The organism is Desulfitobacterium nosdiversum (assembly GCF_049860565.1).
GTDB classification, from domain to species: Bacteria; Bacillota; Desulfitobacteriia; order Desulfitobacteriales; family Desulfitobacteriaceae; genus Desulfitobacterium_A; species Desulfitobacterium_A nosdiversum.
This window is the reverse complement of record NZ_CP172056.1, coordinates 515,001-540,000: the sequence shown is the minus strand read 5'-3', so window position 1 is coordinate 540,000 and position 25,000 is coordinate 515,001. Positions and strand designations below refer to the sequence as shown.

Sequence of the window (25,000 nt, the reverse complement as noted above, 5' to 3'; positions counted from 1 at the left end):
TGTAATACCCGTGAAGATGCGGGTTACCTGCGACAGGACAGAAAGACCCCATGGAGCTTTACTGTAGCTTGACATTGGATTTTGGTATAAAATGTACAGGATAGGTGGGAGACAGAGAAGCTAGGGCGCCAGCCTTGGTGGAGTCGCCGGTGGGATACCACTCTTTTTGTACTGAAATTCTAACTTAGACCCCTGAATCGGGGTTGAGGACCGTGTCAGGTGGGCAGTTTGACTGGGGCGGTCGCCTCCTAAAGAGTAACGGAGGCGCCCAAAGGTTCCCTCAGCGCGGATGGAAATCGCGCGAAGAGTGTAAAGGCAGAAGGGAGCTTGACTGCGAGACCAACAAGTCGAGCAGGGACGAAAGTCGGGCTTAGTGATCCGGTGGTACCGAGTGGAAGGGCCATCGCTCAACGGATAAAAGCTACCCTGGGGATAACAGGCTTATCTCCCCCAAGAGTCCATATCGACGGGGAGGTTTGGCACCTCGATGTCGGCTCATCGCATCCTGGGGCTGTAGTAGGTCCCAAGGGTTGGGCTGTTCGCCCATTAAAGCGGTACGTGAGCTGGGTTCAGAACGTCGTGAGACAGTTCGGTCCCTATCCGTCGCAGGCGCAGGAAATTTGAGAGGAGCTGTCCCTAGTACGAGAGGACCGGGATGGACGGATCACTGGTGTACCAGTTGTCTCGCCAGAGGCATAGCTGGGTAGCTATATCCGGATCGGATAAGCGCTGAAAGCATCTAAGCGCGAAACCGACCTCAAGATGAGATTTCCCACAGCACAAGCTGGTAAGACCCCTGAATGATGATCAGGTAGATAGGCCCGATGTGGAAGCGCGGTGACGTGTGGAGCTGACGGGTACTAATCGGTCGAGGGCTTGACCTAAAACCGCAACTAAGGTTAAACCTAACCGGGGCTCAAACGAAGGTTAGGGTAGAGAATCTGAAGACTTAAAAGAAAACAATCTGTGCAGTTTTGAGGGAACAGCGAAAGCTGAAAACTCAAAAGATCTGGTGATAATGCCGGAGGGGTTCCACCCGTTCCCATACCGAACACGGAAGTTAAGACCTCCAGGGCTGAGGGTACTTGGACCGCAGGGTCCTGGGAGAGTAAGTCGTCGCCAGGTAAGCAAAGCAGAGAGACCGTCCGATAAAGATGGTCTCTCTGCTTTTTTACTACGTAAAAAACTTCTGTTAGATTCTTTTAGAAAGTAAATTTTTCGGGTCGGTTCCACCCGTTCGATCTTGCACCGGTAAGCGATTCTGTGGGGCATGCGGCTGGCCGAAAAGATATACCATACCTTTTCGTATACCGAACACGGAAGTTAAGATCTCCAGGGCTGAGACGTAAAGACATAGTATGTCTTTACGGGGCTAGCGACATGCTAATTAGATATACTGAGAAGGCGCAGCCCTACTTGGATCGCAGACAAAACAATCTAGTAGATTGAGTAATAAAAATGGGCTGCCGCATTACAGAAAAATTCTGTACTTAGCAACAGCCTCGTCGACAGTCGATTGAAATTATAGACAACTAGGATTTTATTTATTATCCTGACCCTCCGGTGTTTCTTGCTTATCTGGTAATGGAGTTTTACAAAACGGGCATGTTTTCAGTCTGGTACTGCCCACGATAGGAACTTTCTTTTTGCAATTTGGGCACTCTACCGGCTTGTTAACAGATGCTGGTCTAAAACACATAATAAATGCCTCCTTGATTACTTATAATCTTTAGATTCTGGTCAATGAATCCGACAGATATAAATAATTGCAAGAAGCGTGCCATTAGATGAATGCCCTTGAGATCGGCTCAAATCAAGGGTTCCAACATAACCAGCAATATTTTATTAATCTCTTTTTGACATTTTTAAACTTTCATTTAAGCTGAAGAAAGCAGAAATCCTAAGAATCCGAAATAATCTTTTTTTACGATGGTGTATCATTTTAATATTTTTAAAATAGCTTATATCTAAATTCAATGTTGAATCTGATAATCTTTTAACTTCCGATATAAGGTTGAACGGCTTATTCCCAGTATTTCGACTGCTCTATCCATATTATTGTCTGAACGCAACAGGGCTGTTTCTATTGCTATTTTCTCAAGGTTATCTAAGCGAAGCATCTCATCATTAACCGTTGTATTATTATCTATCGAATTGGAATCTATCATAATATAATTCGGTAGATTATCTGGGTTAATTTGACCTTTTTGAGCTGTATTCACCGCATAAGTCATGGCATTTTGCAATTGACGGACATTCCCAGGCCACTTGTACTCATTAATAATCTTCTGTGTCTCAGGAGAAACCTTTGGGATTTTCCATCCCTGTTTGTTACAATATTTCTCGATAAAATGTTTGGACAGAATTTCTATATCATTACCTCTATTCCGTAAAGGAGGTATGTTAATCGTTAATACAGAAAGCCGGAAATAAAGATCCTCGCGATATTGCTTTTCTTTTACCATGCTGTAGAGATCTTTATTGGTAGCGCTGATCAGTCTAAAATCAACTTTCTTATAGCGACGACCACCGACACGCATTACCTGCTTATCTTCTAACGTTCTTAATAAAACAGCCTGAATTTCGAGAGGCATATCGCCAATTTCATCAAGGAAGAGTGTCCCCCCATTGGCCAGCTCAATTTTACCGGGTCTTCCGCTGCGTTCGGCGCCTGTAAAGCTGCCTCCTTCATAACCAAATAGCTCGCTTTCAATCAGCTCTCGCGGCATTGCTGCACAATTTACCGCTATAAAGGGTCCCTGGAGTCTATACGCATTGTGAATAGCTTGGGCAAAGAGTTCTTTGCCCGTACCGCTTTCTCCGATCAATAAGATATTATCACTTAAATTAGCAAACCGCTGCGCATATTCAATACTTCTTTTTAACTCTTTACTTTTCCCAACGAGATCTTCGAAGTTATAGTTGGCAACAGCACCTGAGCGGCTAACAACCATTGCATTAATCTTTTCCACATGATTAAATCGCAAAACAGCAACATCAATATATTCAGTATTTGGACTAAAAATAGGTTGAATATGGATTATATATGAATGTTCATCATTCTCAATACAAAGAGGTTCCTCAATGGACGTACTTCTCCCTTCTTCTATTGCTGACATAAGGCGGGAGTGGCTGCACAAGAATTCGCTGATATTTCTATTTTGATCTCCTATTTCTATTTTTAATATCCGGGCACCTTCATGGTTGGTATGTATTATAGTTCCGGCTCGATCGATAGCAATAATCCCTTCATCCAGAAAATTAGAGATAGCTTTAATCGTGGCATGAGATAAACTCAAGCTTTCATGGGCAATTTTCAAATTCTGGTAACTTTCTTTTAAGCTTTTATTGCTCTTAATCAGTTTCAACTGCCCCTCGGCAGCTACCGCTAATGAAGTAATAAGGCCAAGCGTATGTGAATTTAAATTTTGAAAACTATCTAACCAAGGTTTATCCATCAGAGGCTGGCTTAAAATCAGAGTCGCGATAACATCGCCATTTTCATTCATAATAGGTGCGGCAGAAGCAATAAGATCGTTTAAAGCGACACAATAGTGTTCAGGCCCCATCAATTGCACGGGACGTTTGAGACGTACACATAAAGAATGAACACACGTGCCTATTGTACTTTCGTTCCACACTAAACCTTCCGTAGTCATTCTCATCATTTCGCCTTCCTGTAACAGGAATACTCCATCTCGATTGCATAAATAGAGAATATAACCACAGGTTAATATGGCCATGCTCTTGAAAGTATTGATTAAAGGTTTGATAACTTGGATTAGTTTGGAATTTTCTTCAAGTATCTCCTCGAATTCATCATGATTTAACTGCGGCTTGGTTAACTTGATATAGGGATTAATTCCGAATTCGCGTGACCTATACCAAGATTCAAGGACATCAGCGTGCAAGTTTTCACATGCACATGGATCCTCATTGTTTAAAAACCTTTTTTTGCAATCTAAAATTCCTTCCCAACGTTTTTTAGAGATTAAGTCATAATTTTGGTTCATTAATTGCTTTATTTGTGCTTCTGAACTATTTCGATCCATACTTATCAATGGCAACTGTAACACCTTCCTCAAATTACTGATATAAATGGTAGATACAAGTCAATTCCATGAAGCATTAGGATCAATTTAATTGCTGAATCACGCAAATTGTTTTACAATTATTGTTTTCTATGCTTTTAAGTGATTCTCCTGCTTAAAAGCATAGATGGTTTATAATTTTTAGTATAATTAATAACTAACAATAGGATATGATGATAATATCATACCCTATTGTTGAATTAATACGATTGTATTATTTCGAATTTATACCCAATTAGATACTTTGAGTTTGTTCTGAAGCAAGTTCGTCAAGGGATTTTCCTTTGGTCTCTTTCTTAACAAAGAGAATAGCTGCTAATGCACCAATAACCGCCGGAATGACATAAAACATAAAGGACATTGAGTACCCAAGATTCAGTCCAACGATTATACCGGCGACAATCGGTGCAGCGGCCCCTCCGAATCGACCAAAAGCTTGACACCAAGAAACCCCGGTATTTCTAAACTCAGTGGGATAAGATTCGGCCATAAGTGGCTGTACTGCAGTAATCGCATAATTAACAGCGAACCCAAGGAAAATATTTGCTGCTAAAATTGCTGCAAAACTGCTCCCGATATTTGCCATAATAATAATCGCAACGGCCGAAACCACAAAACTGAAAAGAAGATTTTTTTTACGGCCTATTGCCTCAGCCACAAAGCCGGTTGAGCAATTGGCAATAACCGCGGCAGCATTTTGCGCGACAGCCAAGCCATAAGCAGAAGTTAACTTTAACCCTTTCTCTAACATCAAAGAGGGCAGCCAAGCATTAATACCATAGACAATGAAACAACCCGAAAAATACATAATCCAGACACCCGCAGTAGCAGATCGATATTCCTTAGAGAAAAGAGCTCCAACCCCGGCTTGTTTTGGCCGTTCCGGAACAATCAAGGCTTGAGGATCCCAATCTGTACATTTACCTTTGGCGATTTCCTCGATATACTTTAATTCTTTGACTGCTTCTTCCTTGCGACCTTTATTGGCGAACCAATAAGCGGATTCATGCATTCTGAAATACAAGAAAATCGAGTATAACATAGGAAAGCCGCCAATCAGGTAACAAATTCTCCACCCCACTTTAGGGACAAGGGCAGTAGCAAGAAGGCCGGCAAGCACCCATCCGACGATCATCCAGGCCATACCAAAGGTGATAAAAACAGCACGACGATTCGTTGGTGTCGATTCCGAAAACACCGTCGTTACAACCGGAATACATGCGCCAAGACCGATCCCAGCTACAATACGGAAAAAAGCGAAGGCCATAAAACTATGAGAAAAATAAATAGGTATAGTCAGCAAGGAATATGCAAAAATAGAGTACATTAGAGTTTTCTTACGGCCAAATTTGTCAGAGATAATACCGGAAATTGTACCGCCCAGAACCAAGCCAAGAAGGCTCCAGGAGGATAAACTCCCTTTTTGTACGGCATTTAATGCCCATTCTTGAGCAATTTGTGGCATTGTGTAGGATACGATCATGTAATCATAACCATCAAATACCATGGCCATGCCTAGGAAAAAGAATATTTTCCAAGTAAATTTATTAACACCAAAGGAATCCATTACTTCAGAAACACTAAAGCTTTTCACCAATTATTCTCCTTTCGTAACTTGCACTTTATACAAGAACTCCCAAGAACCGCCATATCTCTCTTTTAGCTCTTCGAAGCCAAGCCTAGATTTGGTTTACATCGATCGGTGAAAAATACTCAACACTATCCCCTTTGCCTCTATCCAAGACTCATGTGAAAGTGAACCCTAAGACAACGTAAAACAATTATGTTATAACGGCTTCTCGATGGGGGAAGCCGTTATAACACCGAGTTTACTCATTGTTCATAAGATAACTCATCGTTCAAATTAATAGTGATAAAGTATAATGGAAACCTAATGTTTTTTAAGGTATAAACATCATAACCTTTTTGCCCTTTTCAGCCATTTTTTTAGCTAATTCCTCTACAGGGCCATATTCCATCGCTTGGCCTAAGCAGTGATGAACACAGGATGGCTTTTCTCCCTTTTCGACCCGATCTTTACATAAATTGCAGAGATCTGTTGGCACGGCAATATAATCCCACTCCCATTTTTCACCTACTGTCTGAAAAGGACCCACTTCAGTGAGTTTAATTCCCCACTTGCCACGAGGAAGCTTTAATTCATTCTTGCAAGCAACTTCGCATGAATGGCAACCCGTGCAATATTCGTAATCAATCAATAATCCATATTGCGACATTTATTTCCCTCCAGTCACTCGTTTTGATTAGATACACTGGACTAATTCAGAGATTACTGCTCCAGCTCATTGCTCTGATATACTACTGTTTTTGGGCAGACATATAGACTTTACTCTTCAGCCTTGTATACCTTGCAGATAATAGCTTTGTAGGGAGCTCCGAAACCGAGCTTTCCAATGTTTTTATGCGGTATCAAAGAATTAACGTTGGATTCCCAAACTCCAAATAAATCTGGCGCTGTACCTTTCTTTTCTGGATACCACCAGCCATGCTGTGCATGGACAACTTTTGGAGAAATTGCGGGAGTCAAATGAGCTTTCTCTTTTGCCTTACCGAACATATTTTCAATGATTACCCAGTCTCCTTCGATAATTCCCAGACGTTTAGCTGTCTCAGGATGGATTTCCATGATCGGATTGGGCACAATTTCACGCAGGCTCGGAACCTGTCTATGTTCGGAATGGAAAGATGCATATGTTCTTGCACCTGTTGTCAGAATTAACGGATATTGCTCAAAAAGCTCCGGTGTACTAATGGGGCTATAAGGGGGTTCCATATAATAGGGCAGAGGATCTTCACCCCATGATTCGAAGAGTACGGAGTAAAGTTCAACCTTCCCTGTTACAGTTAAGAAACCAGGCTCACCGTCCGGTCTTTGCATACCTTTTTCGTACTTTTTATATTCGTATGGAGGGCTGACGATCCCTTTCTCTCTCAGATCATTAAAGCTGATACCCAATTCCGGTTTCAGTTGTTTATCAAAGAAGTCCTCAACAGAGTCATAAGGCCAAGCCTTTGGATTGAGCCGTTTGCCCAGTTCAATGCAAACTTCGATATCCGATTTGCATTCGCCGACATTTAAGGCTTTGTTCATCGCTCCAAGGAAGATAGAATTCCGACCATAGTGAGTGATAACAACGCCGTCATGCTCAGCGAATGAAGGAAGCGGCAGGAAAACATCGCCAAGGCCCATCGCTGTCGGAGTCATAAAGGTATCCTGTACGACATTGAACTCCATTTTCTTAAGCGCGTTATACCATCTTTCAGGTTGTGCCGAACAGGTAGGAGCAAGGAAATTAGAACTGTTAAACCAAGCCATCTTAAGCGGATAAGGTTTGCCGGTTTCAAGAGTATCTAAAGTTGCATCCGGTTGAGTTGTAGCCATTGCTGTCGCAAATCCGGGATATTCCTTGGCGCCGATCCGTTTGTCCCAAAGCTCATCCGAAAGCTCACTTCGAGCATCCATACGCCATTTTCCCATAAGTGCAGCCGGCGGTCCAACGGTAACACCTCCAGGAACGTCGATATTCCCGGTAATGGCAACTATAGCGAGGAAAGCATGTCCAAGTTGAACTCCATTTGGATTTTGGTCAAAAGCCAATCCCCAACCAAATGTGCAAGGTTTAGCATTAGCAATAACCCTTGCAACTTCCACAATTTTTTCTTTGGGTATCCAAGTAATATCTGCAACCTTTTCAGGCGGATATTCCTGAACACGTTCCTTCAGCTCGTCAAAACCGTAACACCAATTTTCCACAAAATCATGGTCATAGAGATCTTCGTTTATGATGACGTTAAGAATGGCGAGAGCAAGAGCCGCATCCGTTCCAGGTCTTAATTGAAGGACATAATCCGCTCTCGTGGCCAGCCAGCTGATTCTGGGGTCAATCATGATGAGCTTACTTCCCCGTTTCATCATGTCAATAACGGCATGACCGAAGAAACCATCAGGGTTTGATTTTAGGGGTTCTTTACCCCATAACACAATATATTCCGGCAGCTTCCACCCGGGATGCTCAAACCGATCTTCAAAGAAACCGGCATAGTCGATTTCAGGATATCCTGCGCCTAAAATATAGTCTGTAACAGAGCATCTGGGTCCATAGCAGGACCAGCCGCTTTGTGAGTAACAAACATTAGGAGTTTGAAGCGCGGCAAAGCCCAGTGGATAGTAATACAGGCAGGCTTCTCTTCCAGTTCCGCCGTACACGACGATGGATTCAGCCCCATATTTTTCTTTAATATCATTAACTTTATCGACGATAATATCCCAAGCCTCATCCCAGGATATTTGCTCCCACGCATCTTCACCGCGTTTCTTCGGATCACGCTTCATGGGATGGGTAATCCGTTGAGGATTGTGGACATACTCAGGAAGTGATAAACACCGAATACACAACCTGCCTTGCGTAATCGGATTTTCCGGGTCCCCTTCAACTTTTACAAGTTTGCCATCCTTAACATGCAATTTCATGCCGCAGCCTACTGGATGATCTCCGGGCGGGGACCATCCGCAAGTTCTAACAACATATTCGCCGTCTTCTTGTTGCGTCCATTCTTTTTGCATTGTATCAACTCACCCTTTCAAGAATCATTTTTAATTTGAAAGACTTGATTAACGTAGGATAAAACCTTGGAAAGAGACCCATTCTGCTGATGAAACACCTCCTTAATGACACAGATTACACTCTACCCGGTTTATCCCTTGACTCAATATATTGCAATAAGTGTGCCAGTTCTAAAATGAAGAGCGGAACCCTGTTAATACAGGGATTATTAGGTTATCTGCAATAAAATTTAAAATAAAACTTTTATCTCTTTTTGCATTGAAATTTTTTAGTAAGAAACTTCACAAGGCTTTGAAATCAAGAGAAGAGGTCAAATCTTTTTTTGAAATAACGTATCAAATTAGGATATTGTTTGTCATGAACATAGGAAAAGAGTAAGATGACAATTGTCTACCAAACAAAGCAATAAAAAAGGAGGCAAACAGATGTGTTGGTCTTGTAATCCATACTGCGGAGGCTGCAAACCTCCTAAGGAAAAGCCTAGAAAATGTACAAAGTGTGGAACTTTTAATTTTGACACTTCGGCACAAGCGTGTAAAAAATGCGGAGCAGAACTGCCCGAACGAGTGAAACCTCCCGTTGTTTATTGTTTGTATAGTGATATGGTGTGTGCTAATCCTTGTGCTAAACATAAAAAATCTCCTGAAAACGGAGGGCCGGTTCCTTGTAAGTTGAATACACCTCCAGAAAATTCCTAATACATTTCTTATAATGATATTGAGTCGCAAAAAAGGAATTTTACGCAGCCCTTGATTTAACTGGATTGTGAATATGCAGACAAGAGTAAAGCATAACAAAAAGGGATTTGTTAATCACTCTATTTTCAAAATCAGAAACCACCGAAGCTATATACGAAGCCGTTTCGCGATGTTTCTTAGAAGTTGGCATATTATTTGCAACATCTATTCAATGAAATGGAACTTCAAACAAAAGCGGGTTATAGATTTCTAAGATTCTTAAGGAGGTGTAACTTGGTTAAGGCATAAACTTCTTTTGTTTGATGTCCAGAAACCGAGTAATTCTTAAAGAATACTATTTTGGAGGCGCGTACCATGAATAAAAAAGAATTTGCAAAGCTTGATCTCGATGCTCAATTCAAACAACTTAATGCAGAGCTTGAAGCTGGTAAAAATATCAACGACCTTATGAAAGAGCTGGATCTGACTAAGGAAGCTATGTTAAAAAACGGTTTTTATGTAGTTTCCGGTAAAATTATGAGGAAACCTGTTAGGGGATATAATGCCAACAAAGACTAAAATTATTTTTGTTTAACTCGATGTTGTAGGATAATTATTGTACTGCGGGCAGGCTCGTTCGATAACGAATAGGCCTGCCCCGCTTTTCTTCAAAGTTATTTCAAATGCCGCTTGGTAAGGTTAAACTATCAAATAATAGGGATGCTTCTATATGAAAATTACAAATGTATCTGCGAATGCGGTTCGTCTCCCTCTTTTAGAACCTTTGAAGTGGGCGAGTGGGCATATGAATTATGCTGATCATGTGCTTGTTCGTATCATGACGGATGAAGAAATTGAGGGAATTGCCGAGTCAATCCCGAGACCTTCACTTTATGGAGACACGCAGGAATCTATTTGTGCGATCATCAACAAATATATAGGACCAAGACTTATTGGAATGGATCCATTGGATATAGATAAAATCTGGGAACAGATGAATACCGTTTATTGGAACTTGACCCCTAAGGGTGCAATAGATGTTTGTCTTTATGACATTATGGGTAAAAAAACCGGACTTCCGTGTTATAAGCTTTTGGGGGGCTATAAAAACAAAATCGCGCTGAGTTGGATGATTGGTCTAAAACCCCTCGAGGCTATGGTTGCAGAGGCAAAAATCAAGTACGCTGAAGGATTCCGGGCTCTAAAGCTCAAAGGGGGACAGGATGCGGATTTTGATATCAAAATGTTCCATACCATTAGAGAGGCGGTTCCAGAGGATTGTATTCTGTATATTGATGCCAATCAAGGCTGGAGTTACGCCGATGCGATTAAGGTTATTACTCAGTTGGAAGGTCTAGCGGCATACTGTGAGGAACCTATTCCGGCATGGGATGATCATGCCCGTATGAAGCTTGCTCGAGAAGTGCGCACACCGATTATGGGTGATGAAAGCTGCTATACACTCCCTGATGTAATCAGGCAACTGGAGATGGATACGCTTGGTCTGGTCAATATTAAAGTTCCTAGAACAGGCTTTACTATTTCTAGAAAAATCAGCGCTGTTTGTGAGGCCTTTAATAAGCCATGTTTGACTGGAACACAGGCTGAGTCGGCATTAGGTGCTTTTGCCTGCCTGCACCTTGCAGCAGCTTCTAAGCAAATCAGTCTCCCCTCTGAGAATTGTTATTACATGTCAGTCAAGGGCAATCTTATCAAGGAAATTCCTAAAGTTGAAAATGGGTATATGTATGTTCCTGAGAAGCCCGGCCTTGGGGTTGAACTGGATGAAGCTGCGGTTGAGGAATATACGATTAAACTATTGTAAGGATAAGGAGTTGTCATTATGTCAAATTATTATCTGGCATGTGCCGATTGTGACTACCAATTTACTGTACCTTCGAGCAGTGGCGATCCATTTCAACACGTTTGTCCTAAATGTTCAAGCACAAACATTCGCCAACGTTTTAGCGTAGTGAATACCATCTGCATCGATCCGATGAAAGAATGTTCGGCTTGCCCTTTCAGCAACAACTGTAGTGCTTCTTAATTTTTTGACTATTATACTGGCTCTACATTTTTCTCTTATATGCAACAAAAAGAAGGGCTTATGCGCCCTTCTTTTTGTATTTAGCTGATGTTTTATACACTTTTATATAATGTATTCCGTTTCATCGTCTGTTACCGCAATCTTTTGCAGTTCTTCAATCTATAGAGCCTTTCTACACAGGATATCCCGGTTTTAGGGAATTGCCGAGTCAATCCCGCGGGCAATCATCAGTAAATTTATCCAATCGATATAACAGGCCTCCTCCTGCAGACTTTAAATTCTGCAAGAGGAGGCCTATCTGTTTCGATGTCCACTTTTAAGAGTTCAGTTCATAATATATTATAGGGGGGTTTTTAGCTTTCAAAGCTAAAGATTATTCAGTTTAATACAAGCTTGTACATTTGTGAAAATGATTTTTTGAAAAATTTAGAATTATCAATTAAGATATATTTACTAGATTTTACAGATATAAAAATGGATGGGGGAGATAAAATGACGGGTGAGGTTTTCTTTACATCGCCACAGAAGGAATTCACAAATTTACTGTATAAAGTTAAAAAAGAATTTAATTTAAGTGTTTCCGTTTGTGAATCTACTTTTGATGATGCTGTACAGATCGCCCGCGACATGATATCTCAAGATCCTAATCGTATCAGTATTTTAGGGAGTGGAGGAGCAACCCTTAATCTTCTGCGTAAAGACATAGGACCACTGCCTTTTGTGAGTATTTACCCGACGGAATATGATTTAATCCTAGCTCTTCAAAAAGCTAAAAAAATGAAATGCAAAGTAGGCGTCTTTTCGGGAGAGACAGAAAAGTTTAGTATAATTACTACGCTTTGTACTGTTCTCAGCCTGCCTGCAAAAGTATATATCTATCATGATTGGCAGGATCTACTGATCAAAATTAAACAGGCACGTCAAGATGGCGTTGAAGTTGTAGTAGGAGCGGGAGAAAAAATTGCCTCTGTTGTTTATTTAAATGGAATGGATTACATCTCTGTATTAGGTGGAGAAAATACCATTCGCAAAGCGCTTGAAAATGCGAGAGCTATTTCAAATTTTCAATTGAGCGAGAGAATAGCTTCATCTCAAGTCAAAACAATAACGGCTTATTCACACGAGGGAATGATCGCAATAAATGATAAGAAAAGATTTACTATATTTAATCATGTTGCGGAGCCAATCTTTGGACTTAATGAACAGGAGGTCTTGGGGAAATCCTTAGACGAATTAAGTCATTTTAAATACTTGGTAAAACTTTTTGATCAGCATGAAAAAAGACTGGGGTTCCTCTATAAGATGCCGAAAGGTGATCTTTTGGTCAATCGCATTCCGAGTTTTGATAAGCGGCAAAATTTAAGCAGTATTTTTATTACATTTAAAGAAGTCGCCAAGAAGCAAGAGGAAGGGAAAGCAAGCCGGGATATTATAGAAAAAGGATTAATCGCAAAATACTCTTTTAAAGATATTTTTCATGTCAATCCCGGGATGGCCGCAGTTATTCAAAAGGCTAAAAAATATGCCAATACGGATGGTATTGTTCTGATTCGCGGTGAAAGCGGTACTGGCAAAGAATTATTGGCCCAGAGTCTGCATAATGGGCACCTGCTAAGAGGTAAATGTCCATTTGTGGCTGTAAACTGCGCTTCATTAGACGATAATTTATTGCGAAGTGAACTTTTTGGATATAGCGAAGGATCTTTTACCGGGGCGAGTAAAGGAGGAAAAGCAGGCCTGTTTGAAATTGCTCAAGGCGGGACGGTCTTCCTTGATGAGATTGGTAAAATGAAGTTGGATTTGCAGGCAAATCTGCTTCGCGTATTGCAGGAAAAAGAAGTTCGAAGAATCGGAAGTGATCGCGTTATTCCAGTGGATGTAAGAGTTATCGCCGCTTCCAATGAAGACTTAGAAGCCCTGGTTAGAAAAGGGGCTTTTCGTGAAGACTTATATTTCCGTCTTAATGTGTTGAAATTAACCCTACCTCCTTTAAGAGAAAGAAAGGATGATATTCCCTGTCTCGTTAAGTTTTTTGTTGAGAAATTAACCGATAAGTATAATAAACTAAACTTTGAATTATCGGAGCTACACTTAAACAAAATAGCAAAACAGGAATGGTACGGAAATATCAGACAGCTTCAGAATTTTGTTGAGAGATGTGTTATTTTAGCAGATAGTGAAAGCGAATGGGAAGATACTGTCCTTGAATTATTAGCCGAGGAAGAACGGGTTCAAATTCTTAATCAAATCAATGAAGGAACTGCAGACGATAAAATTAATGTACGGATTAGTACCCTTGAAGAAATGAACGCCCAAATTATTCAAAGTGTAAGAGCGAGAACTAGCCTTAATAATACTGAATTAGCCATGAAATTAGGAATAAGTCGTCCCACCCTGCTAAAAATGCTTAATCGAAACTTAAGTGCATTTTCTGTTGAGCTGTAACTTAATAATCATAAAGTTTAATTAAACTTACAACTGTCCTTGACTTTCCTTGTGGAAGTTGAGGGCAGTATTTTTTGTACTATCAGGAAGCTATTTATGCTTATTTTCTCATGTAAAAAATTTTTACAGAGGTGTAAAGAATCTTTACTTTATTTCTTTTTAAGAATAATTTCATTTTCACAAAACAGATTTCATCGGTTTTTAATAGTGGTCCCGCTTTGGCATGATAATTGCATAATATTTTAAATATACAGAATTATTTATTCAATTACTTTGTTGGAGGTGAACATGAGATCGAGAAAGGGCTGCAAATCTAGACAGCTCAAAGACCATTTAGAAAGATAAGTCGAGGGGAGACAAAAGAGATGGAAAGATGGAAGGAAATTGAGCACGTACCTGCACCGGCTATTGCGCCCAAATTTGGCCCGCTCACGGGAATGCGAGTGCTGATGACAGGAAGTATTGTGGCAGCCCCGTTTGCAGCATCTTTGCTTGCAGAATATGGAGCTGAGGTTATTCATGTTGAACGGCCCGGCGTAGGGGATCCCTATCGTGAGCAAGCACCTGTGGTAAAGCAGGGTGATCAAAGAGTGAGTACCGTCTGGATTCAGGAAGCACGGAATAAGTTGAGTTTATCACTTGAAGTGAACCTAAAGATTCCAGAGAGTAAAGAGATATTTCTTTCCCTCATCAAAAATTGTGATGTTTGGGTGGAGAATATGGTCTGGATTGAAAAGTTAGGGATAACTGAAGAAATGCTTTTTGAAGTGAACCCTAAACTTGTTATCGCACATATCAGCGGTTTTGGAAGACCCCAGTTTGGTGGTGTGCCTGAGGAATGTAACCGGCCATCCTATGATCCTATTGGTCAAGCCGAAGGTGGGTTTATGTTCATCAATGGTTTTCCTGAACCTATGCCGCCGTCTCCAGCAACTGGATTTATGAACGATTATATAACTGCTTTGTTTGCGGTCAATGGGATTTTAATGGCTTATCTGCATGCGCAAAAGACTGGCCAGGGTCAGGCCATTGATATTTCACAAATTGAGTCGATGAGCAAGGTTTTGAGCGATTTATTTGTTCAACGGTTCCTGCTCGGCAGAACTAAGCAAAGAGGAGGAAATAAAATACCGATTTTCCAACCGGCGAACTTATTCAAAACAAAGGATGAGAGATACCTCTACATTGGTGCCTACGGTTCCTTCGTTTTTGGGCGATTCATCAAAGCTTTAGAACTTGATCCCAATAAGTTTACCCACGAAGCGGCAGGTGGATCACCTGAGGCCTTGAATTCGGAAATCGGTCTCGAGTTAAATCAGCTGACGATGGATTGGGTTGCAGCGCATGATGCCGAAGAGGCTAAGCAGCATTTGCTCAGCTTCAAGGTTCCCTGCGGCATCGTCAAAACTGCCGAAGATTTAGTGGATAGTGAACACTACCAGAAACGCGGGGATTTTGTTGAATATAAAGACGAGACACTGGATCAAATCGTCAAAGCTTTTGGATTCAATCCGAAGATGAGTCAAACTCCGGCTAAGGTATGGCGCGGGGCTCCGAAACTTGGGCAAGATACCGATGCAATTCTTCAAAAAGTACTCCATTACGATGATGGCGAAATTGCTAACTTTAGACAACAGGGGGTCATTTAGAGAGAAAGACAGGGTGACTAAAAATGAATAATATGTCAATCTCTCAAATCATTGATCAACTCGGCGTTTCCAAATACACGTATAGGACCTACTTTTTGGTGGGTCTCACCCTGATATTTGCGGGTTTCAATTATATGATTATTTCTTATACAATGCCGCAAATTGCACAAGAATGGGCGCTAACGAAGATCCAAACGGGAAGTCTCGCTTCATGGAGTCTTCTAGGATTGATGATTGGCGGGATGACTGCAGGCATCATTTCAGATCGCATGGGGAGGAAAAAGAGCCTTGTTATTTTTACCCTTGTTTTTTCCTTGCTGACCTTTCCGATCTATTATGTGCACAGTTTTCAGGTCTTCGCAATTCTTAGGATATTAGGCGGAATTGGGTTTGGAGCTTGCATTCCTATTGCTATCACGTTAATGGCTGAAAATGTTCCCACAAAAACGAGAGGTTTTTTTACCTCATCAATCATGTCTTTTTATGTTTTGGGGTGGGTCCTTGCCGGAATTGTCTCGATTCAGGTTGTTCCCGCGTATGGATGGAGAGTTTGTTATCTCCTGGGAGGAATACCGGCCCTATACGCCTTGGTTTTAATGGGAACTATTCTCGAATCACCTCACTGGTTTCTAAGTCAAGGAAGAGAAGGCGAATCAATAGCAGTAATTAGGCGAATCGAAGTAATTGCCAAAGGGAAAGCAGAAGATTATGAACCTGGAAGCCTAGTAATTCCAATTCCTCCGGAAAAGGTGGGAATAGGTGCTTTATTTTCTCCGGAATATCGGAAAGCAACCTTGACGTTTTGGATCATCTATTTCATGGGCTCCGTAGTTATTTATGGGATTAACGGATGGCTGCCAACGCTTCTCGTAGGAAAAGGATATGGATTAGTTAAGGGGTATTCGTTCGCTGTTCTCCAAAATGTTTTTGGAGCAGTCGGTGGATTTGTAACAGGGTATATGGCGGACAGGATTGGCCGCAAAACAAACAATATTATCGGTTGGGTCTTGACTGCGGCTGCCGTTGTCTTGATAGGAATTGCTTCCAATCAATGGCAGGTCGTTATTTCCGGAGCTCTGGTTGGTTTTGCTATGAATTATGGCTTGAGCGGAGTTCAACCCCTTCTGGCTGAGGCATATCCTACGGAATTTAGGAGTACCGGTATTTCTTGGGCCCAATCCTTCGGACGGGTCGGAGGGTTTCTCAGTCCTATTGCCGCAGGCTATGTTCAACAGATGGGTATTGGGTTCACGGGTACCTTTATATTCTTTGCAATTCCAGCTGTTATCGCTGCCTTAACGGCTTTGTTTATTGCCGAAACAAAGGGAAGAAGTATCGAAAAGATGAGCACAAAAGCTTAAGAACCGGGACAAAACAAAGGAACTGTGAATTCTTATTCAATAAAGGAAAGAGAGTGAGAACTATGACAATCATTAAAGGAGGAAGCTTCCTTTTAGGTCAAACCGATCCCCAACGTGTATTTACCCCGGAAGATTTTACACTTGAGCATAAAATGCTTTTGCGGACAGCCATGGGTTTTGTTAAGGATAAGGTTATTGCTCAAATGGACGATCTTGAAGCTAAAAAAGAAGGGCTTATTGAGGAACTTCTTAAGGGTACAGGCGATTTGGGTTTAAACGGTTCTGATATTCCTGAAGAATTTGACGGCATGGAAATGGATAAGGTCAGTACGACCATCATCTCTGAATCGATCGGCTGGTCAGGTTCCTTTGCGATGACCCATGGCGGTCAAACCGGTATCGGCAGTATGCCTATCGTTATGTTCGGCACCCGTGAGCAAAAAGCTAAATATTTACCGGGAATTGCCTCGGGGGATTTAATTGGTGCTTATGCCTTAACTGAACCCGGAGCTGGCTCCGACGCATTAGGAGCTAAAACGCGAGCAGATTTAAGTCCGGATGGGAAGTATTACATTCTTAATGGCAGTAAACAGTTTATTACGAATTCCGGTATGGCTAGCTTCTTCATCGTGTATGCCAAAATCGACGGCCAAAAATTTACAGCCTTTATTGTCGATGCAAACTCTGGGGGCCTTTCTACCGGGGCAGAAGAGCATAAAATGGGAATTAAAGGTTCTTCAACACGGCAAGTCATTTTTGAGGATGTCAAAGTTCCGGTTGAAAATGTCTTATATAAAATTGGCAAAGGGCATGTCGTAGCCTTTAATGTTTTAAATTTAGGACGGTATAAATTAGCCGCTAATGCCTTGGGCGCTTCCAAATATGCGCTGGAACTGTCTGCAACTTACGCCAATGAAAGGAAGCAGTTTGGTACTCCTATTGCCAGTTTTGGAATGATTAAAGAAAAACTGGCGAACATGGCGATTAAGACCTATGTCACGGAAAGTATGGTCTATCGTACAGGCGGGCTTTTGGATGAAATGATGGAAAGTCTCGATACTTCGGGAGATGATGGCGGTCAGGTTGTTGCTAAAGGAATTGAGGAATATGCCATTGAGTGTTCAATCAATAAGATCTTTGGCACAGAAACCCAAGCCTATGCAGTCGATGAAGGAGTCCAAATTCACGGCGGCTATGGATTTATCAGTGAATATACCATTGAAAGACTTTACCGTGACGCCCGTATCTTCCGGATCTTCGAAGGAACAAATGAAATTAATCGGACTATCATTCCAACAGCTTTGCTGAAGCGTGCTGAAAAGGGAGAATTACCGCTTCAGGAAGCCATTGATAAATTTAAGTCGCAAATTGCTGAAGGCAATATCGTTAGACAAGGGGAAGAGGGCCTGGTGCAGGCAGCAAAGGATATTTTCCTGCTGACCTTAGATGCAAGCCATAAGAAATACGGTGATGGGCTGAGAGATCAACAAGAAGTTGTACAACGGTTAGCTGATATAGCCATTCAAACATTTGGAATGGAGAGCGCGTTGCTCCGGACTCTGAAGTCTATTGAAAATGAAGGCGAAACCAAGTCGAAACTCAAACTGAGTATGACTAAGGCTTATATTAATTCAACGATAGATGTTCTGAAATACACAGCCAAGGAAACGCTGACTGCCCTTGCTGAAGGTGAAGAACTGACTCAATATCTGGCTGATCTCGAAAAGTTGACCCAATATAATCTCCAAAATACGGTTGCCTTGAAACGGGAAATTGCTGCAGTTATCTCTGAAAACGGAAAGTACACGGTGTAAGATGCACTGCACATGAGCAGCAATGCAGATAATCCGTAGTCAATAAATAGAAAAATAGAGGAGGAAATTACGATGTCAATTCAAAAAGTTGGAGTTCTTGGTGCAGGTTCAATGGGAGGCGGAATTGCTCACTTGGCAGCGGTTAAGGGCCTTCAAGTGGTTCTCTGTGATGTTGAACAACGTTTCCTTGATGGTGCTGTTAAACGAATCACCGGTTTTCTTGATAAAAACGTAGAGAAACAAAAAATGACGGTTGAGGAAAAAGAAGCGGTTCTCAGTCGCATTACGACAACAACAAACATGGAAGATTTTGCATCGGTTCCCTTGGTTATCGAAGCGATTTTCGAGGATTTAAATGTGAAGAAGACGGCTTTTGAAAAACTGGATAAGATTTGCGGACCTGAAACGGTTTTGGCTTCTAATACATCATCTATGTCCATTACCACATTAGCCAATGCTACATCTCGCCCAGACCGTGTTGTCGGGATGCATTTCTTCAATCCGCCCCTTGTTATGAAATTAGTTGAAGTGATTCGCGGCTACTACACTAGCGATGAAACGGTGTCTATTGTTTCTGATGCTTCCAAAGCGATGGGAAAAACTCCGGTAGAAGTTAAAAAAGACACCCCGGGATTTATCGTTAACCGGATCATGATGCCGCAATTTCTCGAAGCCATTCGCATTGCTGAGGAAGGAATCGCTTCTATAGAAGACATCGATACGGCGGTTAAGCTCGGATTAAATTATCCGATGGGTCCTTTCGAACTGATGGACTTCACGGGAGTGGAAATTTCCCTTCATGTTTCGGACTATTTTGTCGACGAATACAAAGATATGAAATGGAATGCCCCCCAACTTTTGAAGAACCTCGTTCGCGCCGGACGTCTTGGCAAGAAAACTAATGCCGGCTGGTATGACTACAACAAATAAGATTTTTAGGGCTTAAATCCGAGGGGGATAATTTGAAAAAGGTTGATTCAATTATCCCCCCAGTTAAAAAGGAGGGCTAATGATGTCAGGTCAAAAAGTCGTTGAACTCGTCATTGATGAGGGAGTCGGAGTTATTACGATCAATAACCCTCCCGTGAATGCACTGACTTTAGATGTCAGAGCACAGCTAAAGGATGTGCTGCAGGAGGTTGAGCAAAATGCAGATATTCGGGCCATTGTTATTACCGGAGCGGGGCCAAAGTGCTTTGTAGCGGGCGCGGATATTAAGGATTTCCCGAATCAGTTTGAAGTAGGACCTCGTGAAAATGCCACAATCTATAAAGAAATGTTTTCGTACTTAGAAAACACACCCCGGCCTGTTGTTGCGGCTTTAAATGGCTTGGCCCTGGGCGGCGGTTTAGAACTTGCTTTATCCTGTGATCTTAGAATCGCGGATGAAAAAGCCAAATTCGGTTTGACCGAAGTCACGCTCGGACTTGTTCCCGGTCTTGGGGGTACACAGCGTTTAGCACGGTTAGTAGGACCGGCTAAAGCAAAAGAGCTTTTATTTACAGGGAAAATGGTTAAAGCGGATGAGGCAATGCAGCTTGGATTGGTTAACCAAGTTGTTCCGAATGGTGAGGCCCTAAATGAAGCGCTAAAGCTGGCTAAGAAATTGGCAAAAAGTGCCGGGGTTGCTATCGGTTACGATAAATACTTAGTGAATAAAGGACTTGAGCTTAATTTAGAAGATGCGCTGGAACTGGAAATGCAGTATGTTGAAAAGGTTTTCAAAACGGAAGATCTTCGTGAAGGACTGGATGCCTTTATCAATAAGCGTGAAGCAGTATTTAAAAACGCTTAAACGTGGTCATAGTAGCGAGTAGCAGGAGGGTTAGTCTATGAACATTGTAGTACTTGTGAAACAAACATTTGATACAGAAGCGAAAATTGTTCTTAACGCTGAAGGGAAAATTGATGGTAATGGAGTTAATCTCGTTATCAATCCTTTAGATGAATATGCTATTGAGGAAGCTCTTCGCCTGAAAGAAAAATTGGGTGGCGACGTTACAGTTGTTACCTTAGGCGGCGATCGCGCTCAAGAAGCGATTCGCACCGCTTTAGCGATGGGTGCAGATAAAGCCATTCTCGTCAATGATCCTGCTCTCGGTGAAGTTGATGAAGTCGTTGCCGCTGAAATCCTGGCAGCAGCTGTAAAAACACTGCCCTGTGACATTCTCTTAGCTGGAGTTATGGATACCGATAATGGTTCCGCTCAAGTTGCCGTTCGCCTCGCTGAGAAATTAGGTGTTTCTTCGATCAGCAGTATCACGAAGCTCGATGTCGCTGAAGGTAAAGCTGTCGGTGTTCGGGTTATTGACGGAGGCAATGAGACTTTGGAAGTCAGTCTTCCGACCGTAGTGACTGTGGTTCAAGGAATCAACGAACCCCGTTACCCCTCCGTGGCCGGAATCATGAAAGCGAAGAAGAAACCGCTTTCGAACGTAAAAGCAGCTGATTTGGGGCTGAACGCTTCTGATTTGGTCGCTCAGATGAAGACCATGAAATTTACCTTGCCCATCCCACGTCAAGGAGGTAGAAAACTTCCGGGTGAAGCAGCGGAAGCTGCGCATGAATTAGCGCGTTTATTGCGTGAGGAAGCGAAAATCCTCTAAATATGAGATGAACAATGGTAAAGGAGCGAGTGTTATGCCAAAAGGAATATGGATTTTTGTAGAACAATATAATGGACAAATTCGCAAAGTATCCCTTGAACTCTTAAGTCAAGGGCGTAAAATCGCCGATCAAAGCGGTGAACCCCTAATTGCAGTCATTGCCGGTGAAGGCATCCGTGACCTCGCTGGACAAGCGGCAAGCTATGGAGCCGATCAAGTCTATCTCTTGGACTCCCCTGAATTGAAACAATATACCACCGGAGCTTATACTTCAGCCTTCAACAAGCTGATTAAAGACAATGATCCGGTAGCGTTCTTGCTCGGTCATACCGCGCTGACGAAAGACTTAGCCCCGCGTTTAGCGCAGCGTTTAGGCGTCGGTTTAGCTTCAGACGTTGTCGACATGGAAACGGATCCCGAAAAATTCCTCGTGTTTAAACGCCCAGTCTATACCGGAAGTGCGTATAGTTTTGTCGGAACAACCACTCGTCCCGTGCTTGCCACGATTCGTCCGAAATCCTTCGTCCCGTCTGAACCGGATACTTCCCGTCAAGCCGAAGTTGTGGATGCAGCAGTGAGTGTTGATCCTGCAGACTTAAAGACGATTATCAAAGATATCGCGATTGCCGTCTCGAGCCGTCCAGCGCTTACAGAAGCTGATTTCATTGTTTCCGGCGGCCGGGGAATGAAAGCACCGGAGAACTTTAAAATTCTTGAAGAATTGGCGGACATCGTTGGCGGAGCCGTAGGAGCTTCCCGTGCAGCTGTCGATTCAGGATGGATCGATAACAAATTCCAGGTTGGACAAACCGGAAGTATGGTTGCCCCCACACTGTATATTGCCTGCGGCATCAGCGGTGCTATTCAGCATCTTGCAGGAATGGGCTCTTCGAAGTTCATTGTGGCCATCAACAAAGACCCTGACGCGAACATCTTTAATGTCGCAGATTACGGGATTGTCGGAGACTTGTTTGACGTCGTGCCTCTACTCACTCAAGAATTCAAGAAATTAGTCAATGAATAGCTCTCTTTAATCTGAGGAGTAAACAAGATAAATTGAATCCTTAAAGTGAAGAAGAGAGGAAAAGATATGATTACACGTGAACTGTACTGGAACATTCACGGACATTGGTTAGTTTATCCCTTGTTTTTGATCGCCGTAGGCTTTTTAGTATATGGATATTATAAACGCCTGCACCTTTGGAAGATGGGGCAGCCTGAAAACCGCTGGCAAGATATCAAAGCCGGAATTAAAGACCTCGTGGTCTATGGCTTATTTCAGAAAAGAGTGCTTAAAGATCCTTTCCCGGGAGTCATGCACGTCTTTATTTTCTGGGGCTTTGTTATTCTCGCTTTTGCAACCACGATTGTCGCGCTTCAAGCTGACTTAGGAATGAACCTTTTCCACGGCGGGTTATATGTTTTCATTAAATTATCGGCCAATCTTTTTGGCTTATTAGCAATCGTCGGTTTGCTCATGGCCATTTGGCGGCGTTACATTACGAAGCCTGACCGTCTTGATAATAAAATGGACGATGGAATCTTACTTGCCCTTATTTTAATCATCCTCGTTACCGGGTTTTTGATTCAAGCGGTTCGTATGGCTGCGAAACCTGATCCCTGGGCGATTTACGGATTTGCAGGCTATTGGATGGCCTCGCTGTTCCAAGGCATGAGCCCTGAGAGCCTGGGGGCTTTCCACCGCTTCTTATGGTGGTTCCATCTCGTCTTGGCCATGACCTTTATCGGCTACCTTCCGTATTCCAAGCTCTCGCATATTGTCTTAGGCCTAGCCAATCAATTCATGAGAAAACGGGGTCCGATCGGAATTCCGGAAACGATTGATTTTGAGGACGAAAGCCTAGAAACCTTTGGTAAAAGCAGACTGACCGAGTTTTCCTGGAAAACGCTCTTTAACACCGATGCGTGCATCCGCTGCGGACGCTGCCAGGACAATTGCCCCGCCTACTTAAGCGGAAAGCACTTAAGCCCGAAACGCGTCATCCAAGACATGCGCGTCTACATGGAAGAAATGGGTGAAGCCCGGCAAAAACACGCGACCGCTAACCCGGCCTCTGCTGCGTCCGCTCAAGGTGCTGAAGAAGTCGCCGCTGCTGTGGAAGCTCCGACTGAAGAAGAACTCGGCTTGCGCGCTCTGATCGGGGAAGTCATCCCCGAAGAAGATCTTTGGGCCTGCACAACCTGCCGTTCCTGTGAACAGCAATGTCCGATCTTCGTTGAGCATGTCGACAAAACCATCGATATGCGCCGCAACTTGGTTCTGATGGAATCCCGCTTCCCGAGTGAAGCGCAGCTCGCCTTCAAAAACATGGAGAATAACGGAAACCCCTGGGGTATCGGCTGGACCAGCCGCGCAGACTTCCTGACCGGAATCGGCGTAAAAACCATCGAGGAAAACCCAGAAGCTGAAATACTCTATTGGCCGGGATGTTCCGGAGCCTATGATGCCCGCAACCAAAAAGTTTCGGCAGCCTTTGTTAAACTCATGCAGAAGGCTGACGTCAACTTCGCCATTTTGGGCAATGAAGAAAAATGCTGCGGAGACTCTGCCCGTAAATTAGGAAATGAATATCTCTTCTATTCCTTAGCCACCGAGAATATTGAAGTCATGAACGGTCACGGCGTCAAGAAAATCGTCACCCAGTGCCCGCACTGCTTCAATATCCTGAAAAATGAATATCCGGAGTTCGGCGGGAAATATGAAGTGATCCACCATACCGAGTATTTAAATGAATTAGTCCAATCCGGACGGCTTCAATTCAACAACACCTCGGCGAATGATCAAAAAACGATTACCTACCATGATTCCTGCTATCTCGGCCGTTACAACGAAATCTACACACAACCGCGTGAACTGCTCAAAGTGGCAGGGCTTGAGGTCCGTGAGATGGCGCATAACCATGAAAAGAGCTTCTGCTGCGGAGCCGGAGGCGGTCGGATGTGGTTAGAAGAGAAAGAAGGAGAACACATCAACAACATGAGAACCGATGAAGCTCTTAAAATTGGAGTGGATCTGGTAGGAACAGCCTGCCCATTCTGTCTGACGATGATCAATGACGGCATTGCGGCGAGAGAGGCCGAAGAAAAAGTGAAGGCCCTCGATATTGCTGAAATTCTTGCAATGAAAGTTTCTTAATTCAGTTAAGACCAATTAACTTAATGCAATCCCATAAAAAAATAAATATATATTTTTGAGGAGGTTTTTCACATGTATTCAAAAGCGTATGTTCCTTATGGCGGTTATTACAGCACCCCATTTGCACGTTGGCAGGGCAGTCTGCAAAATGAACATTCGGTTGAACTTGCAGCTGCAACCGCAAAAAGATGGTTGGCATCACGGGAAATCGATCCCCAAATCTTCGAATATCTTAACTTTGGCAAAACCATCGGACAACTTCATACATTCTATGATGCACCTTGGGCAGCAGCTCTCATGGGTGCTCCGGATATCCCGGGGATGAGCGTATCTCAAGCCTGTTCCACATCGACAACTGTTATCAATAATGCAGCGACAGGTCTTGAAACAGGGGCTTATGACACAACCTTCTGCTTGGTCACAGACCGCGCTTCCAATGGTCCTTTCACCCTCTGGCCGAATCCAGTGGGCGCCGGCGGCGAAATGATTCCCGAAAACTGGATGATGGATAACTTCGCTAAAGATCCCTGGGGCGGAGTCGCCATGGTTCAAACAGCGGAGAACGTG

General features: G+C 42.8%; 17 protein-coding genes and 2 rRNA genes (2 of these 19 only partly in view). 15 read left to right on the top strand and 4 right to left on the bottom strand.

Going from position 1 to position 25,000, the window contains the following annotated elements:
- Positions 1-884: ribosomal RNA gene (locus ACHOLT_RS02660) — 23S ribosomal RNA — on the top strand; it begins 2,030 nt to the left of the window's first position.
- Between the two features lie 124 nt (positions 885-1,008).
- Positions 1,009-1,125 (top strand): 5S ribosomal RNA (rrf, locus tag ACHOLT_RS02655).
- A gap of 848 nt (positions 1,126-1,973) precedes the next feature.
- Here rrf and ACHOLT_RS02650 read toward each other — a convergent pair.
- From ACHOLT_RS02650 to ACHOLT_RS02635, 4 genes are all read right to left on the bottom strand, one after another.
- Positions 1,974-4,067 (bottom strand): sigma-54 interaction domain-containing protein, encoded by a 2,094-nt coding sequence (locus tag ACHOLT_RS02650; RefSeq protein ID WP_425805596.1) that lies wholly within the window; start codon positions 4,065-4,067, stop codon positions 1,974-1,976.
- Between the two features lie 259 nt (positions 4,068-4,326).
- Positions 4,327-5,685 (bottom strand): MFS transporter, encoded by a 1,359-nt coding sequence (locus tag ACHOLT_RS02645; protein WP_425805595.1) that lies wholly within the window; start codon positions 5,683-5,685, stop codon positions 4,327-4,329.
- 307 nt (positions 5,686-5,992) lie between these two features.
- Complete coding sequence (locus ACHOLT_RS02640; RefSeq protein ID WP_425805594.1) at positions 5,993-6,328, bottom strand: 4Fe-4S dicluster domain-containing protein; 336 nt, start codon at positions 6,326-6,328, stop codon at positions 5,993-5,995.
- A gap of 110 nt (positions 6,329-6,438) precedes the next feature.
- The gene (locus ACHOLT_RS02635; RefSeq protein ID WP_425805593.1) at positions 6,439-8,676 is read right to left on the bottom strand and encodes a molybdopterin-dependent oxidoreductase; all 2,238 of its coding nucleotides are present in this window, start codon (positions 8,674-8,676) and stop codon (positions 6,439-6,441) included.
- A gap of 426 nt (positions 8,677-9,102) precedes the next feature.
- Here ACHOLT_RS02635 and ACHOLT_RS02630 point away from each other — a divergent pair, with 426 nt between their 5' ends.
- From ACHOLT_RS02630 to ACHOLT_RS02570, 13 genes are all read left to right on the top strand, one after another.
- Complete coding sequence (locus ACHOLT_RS02630; RefSeq protein ID WP_425805591.1) at positions 9,103-9,375, top strand: hypothetical protein; 273 nt, start codon at positions 9,103-9,105, stop codon at positions 9,373-9,375.
- Positions 9,376-9,729: 354 nt separating this feature from the next.
- Positions 9,730-9,933 carry a hypothetical protein gene (locus ACHOLT_RS02625; protein WP_425805590.1) on the top strand — a complete coding sequence of 68 codons (204 nt, stop codon included), beginning with the start codon at positions 9,730-9,732 and terminating at the stop codon, positions 9,931-9,933.
- A 151-nt stretch (positions 9,934-10,084) separates the two neighbouring features.
- Positions 10,085-11,179 carry a mandelate racemase/muconate lactonizing enzyme family protein gene (locus ACHOLT_RS02620; RefSeq protein ID WP_425805589.1) on the top strand — a complete coding sequence of 365 codons (1,095 nt, stop codon included), beginning with the start codon at positions 10,085-10,087 and terminating at the stop codon, positions 11,177-11,179.
- A 714-nt stretch (positions 11,180-11,893) separates the two neighbouring features.
- Positions 11,894-13,846: a sigma 54-interacting transcriptional regulator gene (locus ACHOLT_RS02615; RefSeq protein WP_425805588.1), complete on the top strand. Its 1,953-nt coding sequence runs from the start codon at positions 11,894-11,896 to the stop codon at positions 13,844-13,846.
- A gap of 365 nt (positions 13,847-14,211) precedes the next feature.
- Positions 14,212-15,495, top strand: coding sequence for a CaiB/BaiF CoA transferase family protein (locus tag ACHOLT_RS02610; RefSeq protein ID WP_425805587.1), 1,284 nt, complete (start codon positions 14,212-14,214; stop codon positions 15,493-15,495).
- Between the two features lie 23 nt (positions 15,496-15,518).
- A complete protein-coding gene (locus ACHOLT_RS02605; RefSeq protein ID WP_425805586.1) occupies positions 15,519-16,856 on the top strand; it encodes an MFS transporter in 1,338 nt (445 codons plus the stop codon).
- A gap of 62 nt (positions 16,857-16,918) precedes the next feature.
- Positions 16,919-18,670 carry an acyl-CoA dehydrogenase family protein gene (locus ACHOLT_RS02600; RefSeq protein ID WP_425805585.1) on the top strand — a complete coding sequence of 584 codons (1,752 nt, stop codon included), beginning with the start codon at positions 16,919-16,921 and terminating at the stop codon, positions 18,668-18,670.
- A gap of 72 nt (positions 18,671-18,742) precedes the next feature.
- Positions 18,743-19,600: a 3-hydroxyacyl-CoA dehydrogenase family protein gene (locus ACHOLT_RS02595; RefSeq protein ID WP_425805584.1), complete on the top strand. Its 858-nt coding sequence runs from the start codon at positions 18,743-18,745 to the stop codon at positions 19,598-19,600.
- Between the two features lie 82 nt (positions 19,601-19,682).
- Positions 19,683-20,465, top strand: coding sequence for an enoyl-CoA hydratase-related protein (locus ACHOLT_RS02590; protein WP_425807855.1), 783 nt, complete (start codon positions 19,683-19,685; stop codon positions 20,463-20,465).
- Between the two features lie 37 nt (positions 20,466-20,502).
- A complete protein-coding gene (locus ACHOLT_RS02585; RefSeq protein WP_425805583.1) occupies positions 20,503-21,276 on the top strand; it encodes an electron transfer flavoprotein subunit beta/FixA family protein in 774 nt (257 codons plus the stop codon).
- Positions 21,277-21,310: 34 nt separating this feature from the next.
- Positions 21,311-22,300, top strand: coding sequence for an electron transfer flavoprotein subunit alpha/FixB family protein (locus ACHOLT_RS02580; RefSeq protein ID WP_425805582.1), 990 nt, complete (start codon positions 21,311-21,313; stop codon positions 22,298-22,300).
- Between the two features lie 66 nt (positions 22,301-22,366).
- The gene (locus tag ACHOLT_RS02575; RefSeq protein ID WP_425807853.1) at positions 22,367-24,433 is read left to right on the top strand and encodes a heterodisulfide reductase-related iron-sulfur binding cluster; all 2,067 of its coding nucleotides are present in this window, start codon (positions 22,367-22,369) and stop codon (positions 24,431-24,433) included.
- Positions 24,434-24,505: 72 nt separating this feature from the next.
- On the top strand, positions 24,506-25,000 hold the 5' end (the start) of the coding sequence (locus ACHOLT_RS02570) for a thiolase family protein (protein ID WP_425805581.1). The gene runs 699 nt beyond the window's last position; the window shows 495 of its 1,194 coding nt (coding positions 1-495); it begins with the start codon at positions 24,506-24,508; its stop codon lies off the right edge, out of view.

What these genes read in the sequence shown, in the direction of transcription:
- ACHOLT_RS02610 (WP_425805587.1), top strand. Translation starts at nt 14,212, where the DNA reads ATGGAAAGATGGAAGGAAATTGAGCACGTACCTGCACCGGCTATTGCG.
- ACHOLT_RS02635 (WP_425805593.1), bottom strand. Translation starts at nt 8,676, where the DNA reads ATGCAAAAAGAATGGACGCAACAAGAAGACGGCGAATATGTTGTTAGA.
- ACHOLT_RS02625 (WP_425805590.1), top strand. Translation starts at nt 9,730, where the DNA reads ATGAATAAAAAAGAATTTGCAAAGCTTGATCTCGATGCTCAATTCAAA.
- ACHOLT_RS02600 (WP_425805585.1), top strand. Translation starts at nt 16,919, where the DNA reads ATGACAATCATTAAAGGAGGAAGCTTCCTTTTAGGTCAAACCGATCCC.
- ACHOLT_RS02580 (WP_425805582.1), top strand. Translation starts at nt 21,311, where the DNA reads ATGCCAAAAGGAATATGGATTTTTGTAGAACAATATAATGGACAAATT.
- ACHOLT_RS02585 (WP_425805583.1), top strand. Translation starts at nt 20,503, where the DNA reads ATGAACATTGTAGTACTTGTGAAACAAACATTTGATACAGAAGCGAAA.
- ACHOLT_RS02590 (WP_425807855.1), top strand. Translation starts at nt 19,683, where the DNA reads ATGTCAGGTCAAAAAGTCGTTGAACTCGTCATTGATGAGGGAGTCGGA.
- ACHOLT_RS02595 (WP_425805584.1), top strand. Translation starts at nt 18,743, where the DNA reads ATGTCAATTCAAAAAGTTGGAGTTCTTGGTGCAGGTTCAATGGGAGGC.
- ACHOLT_RS02615 (WP_425805588.1), top strand. Translation starts at nt 11,894, where the DNA reads ATGACGGGTGAGGTTTTCTTTACATCGCCACAGAAGGAATTCACAAAT.
- ACHOLT_RS02620 (WP_425805589.1), top strand. Translation starts at nt 10,085, where the DNA reads ATGAAAATTACAAATGTATCTGCGAATGCGGTTCGTCTCCCTCTTTTA.
- ACHOLT_RS02640 (WP_425805594.1), bottom strand. Translation starts at nt 6,328, where the DNA reads ATGTCGCAATATGGATTATTGATTGATTACGAATATTGCACGGGTTGC.
- ACHOLT_RS02605 (WP_425805586.1), top strand. Translation starts at nt 15,519, where the DNA reads ATGAATAATATGTCAATCTCTCAAATCATTGATCAACTCGGCGTTTCC.
- ACHOLT_RS02630 (WP_425805591.1), top strand. Translation starts at nt 9,103, where the DNA reads ATGTGTTGGTCTTGTAATCCATACTGCGGAGGCTGCAAACCTCCTAAG.
- ACHOLT_RS02575 (WP_425807853.1), top strand. Translation starts at nt 22,367, where the DNA reads ATGATTACACGTGAACTGTACTGGAACATTCACGGACATTGGTTAGTT.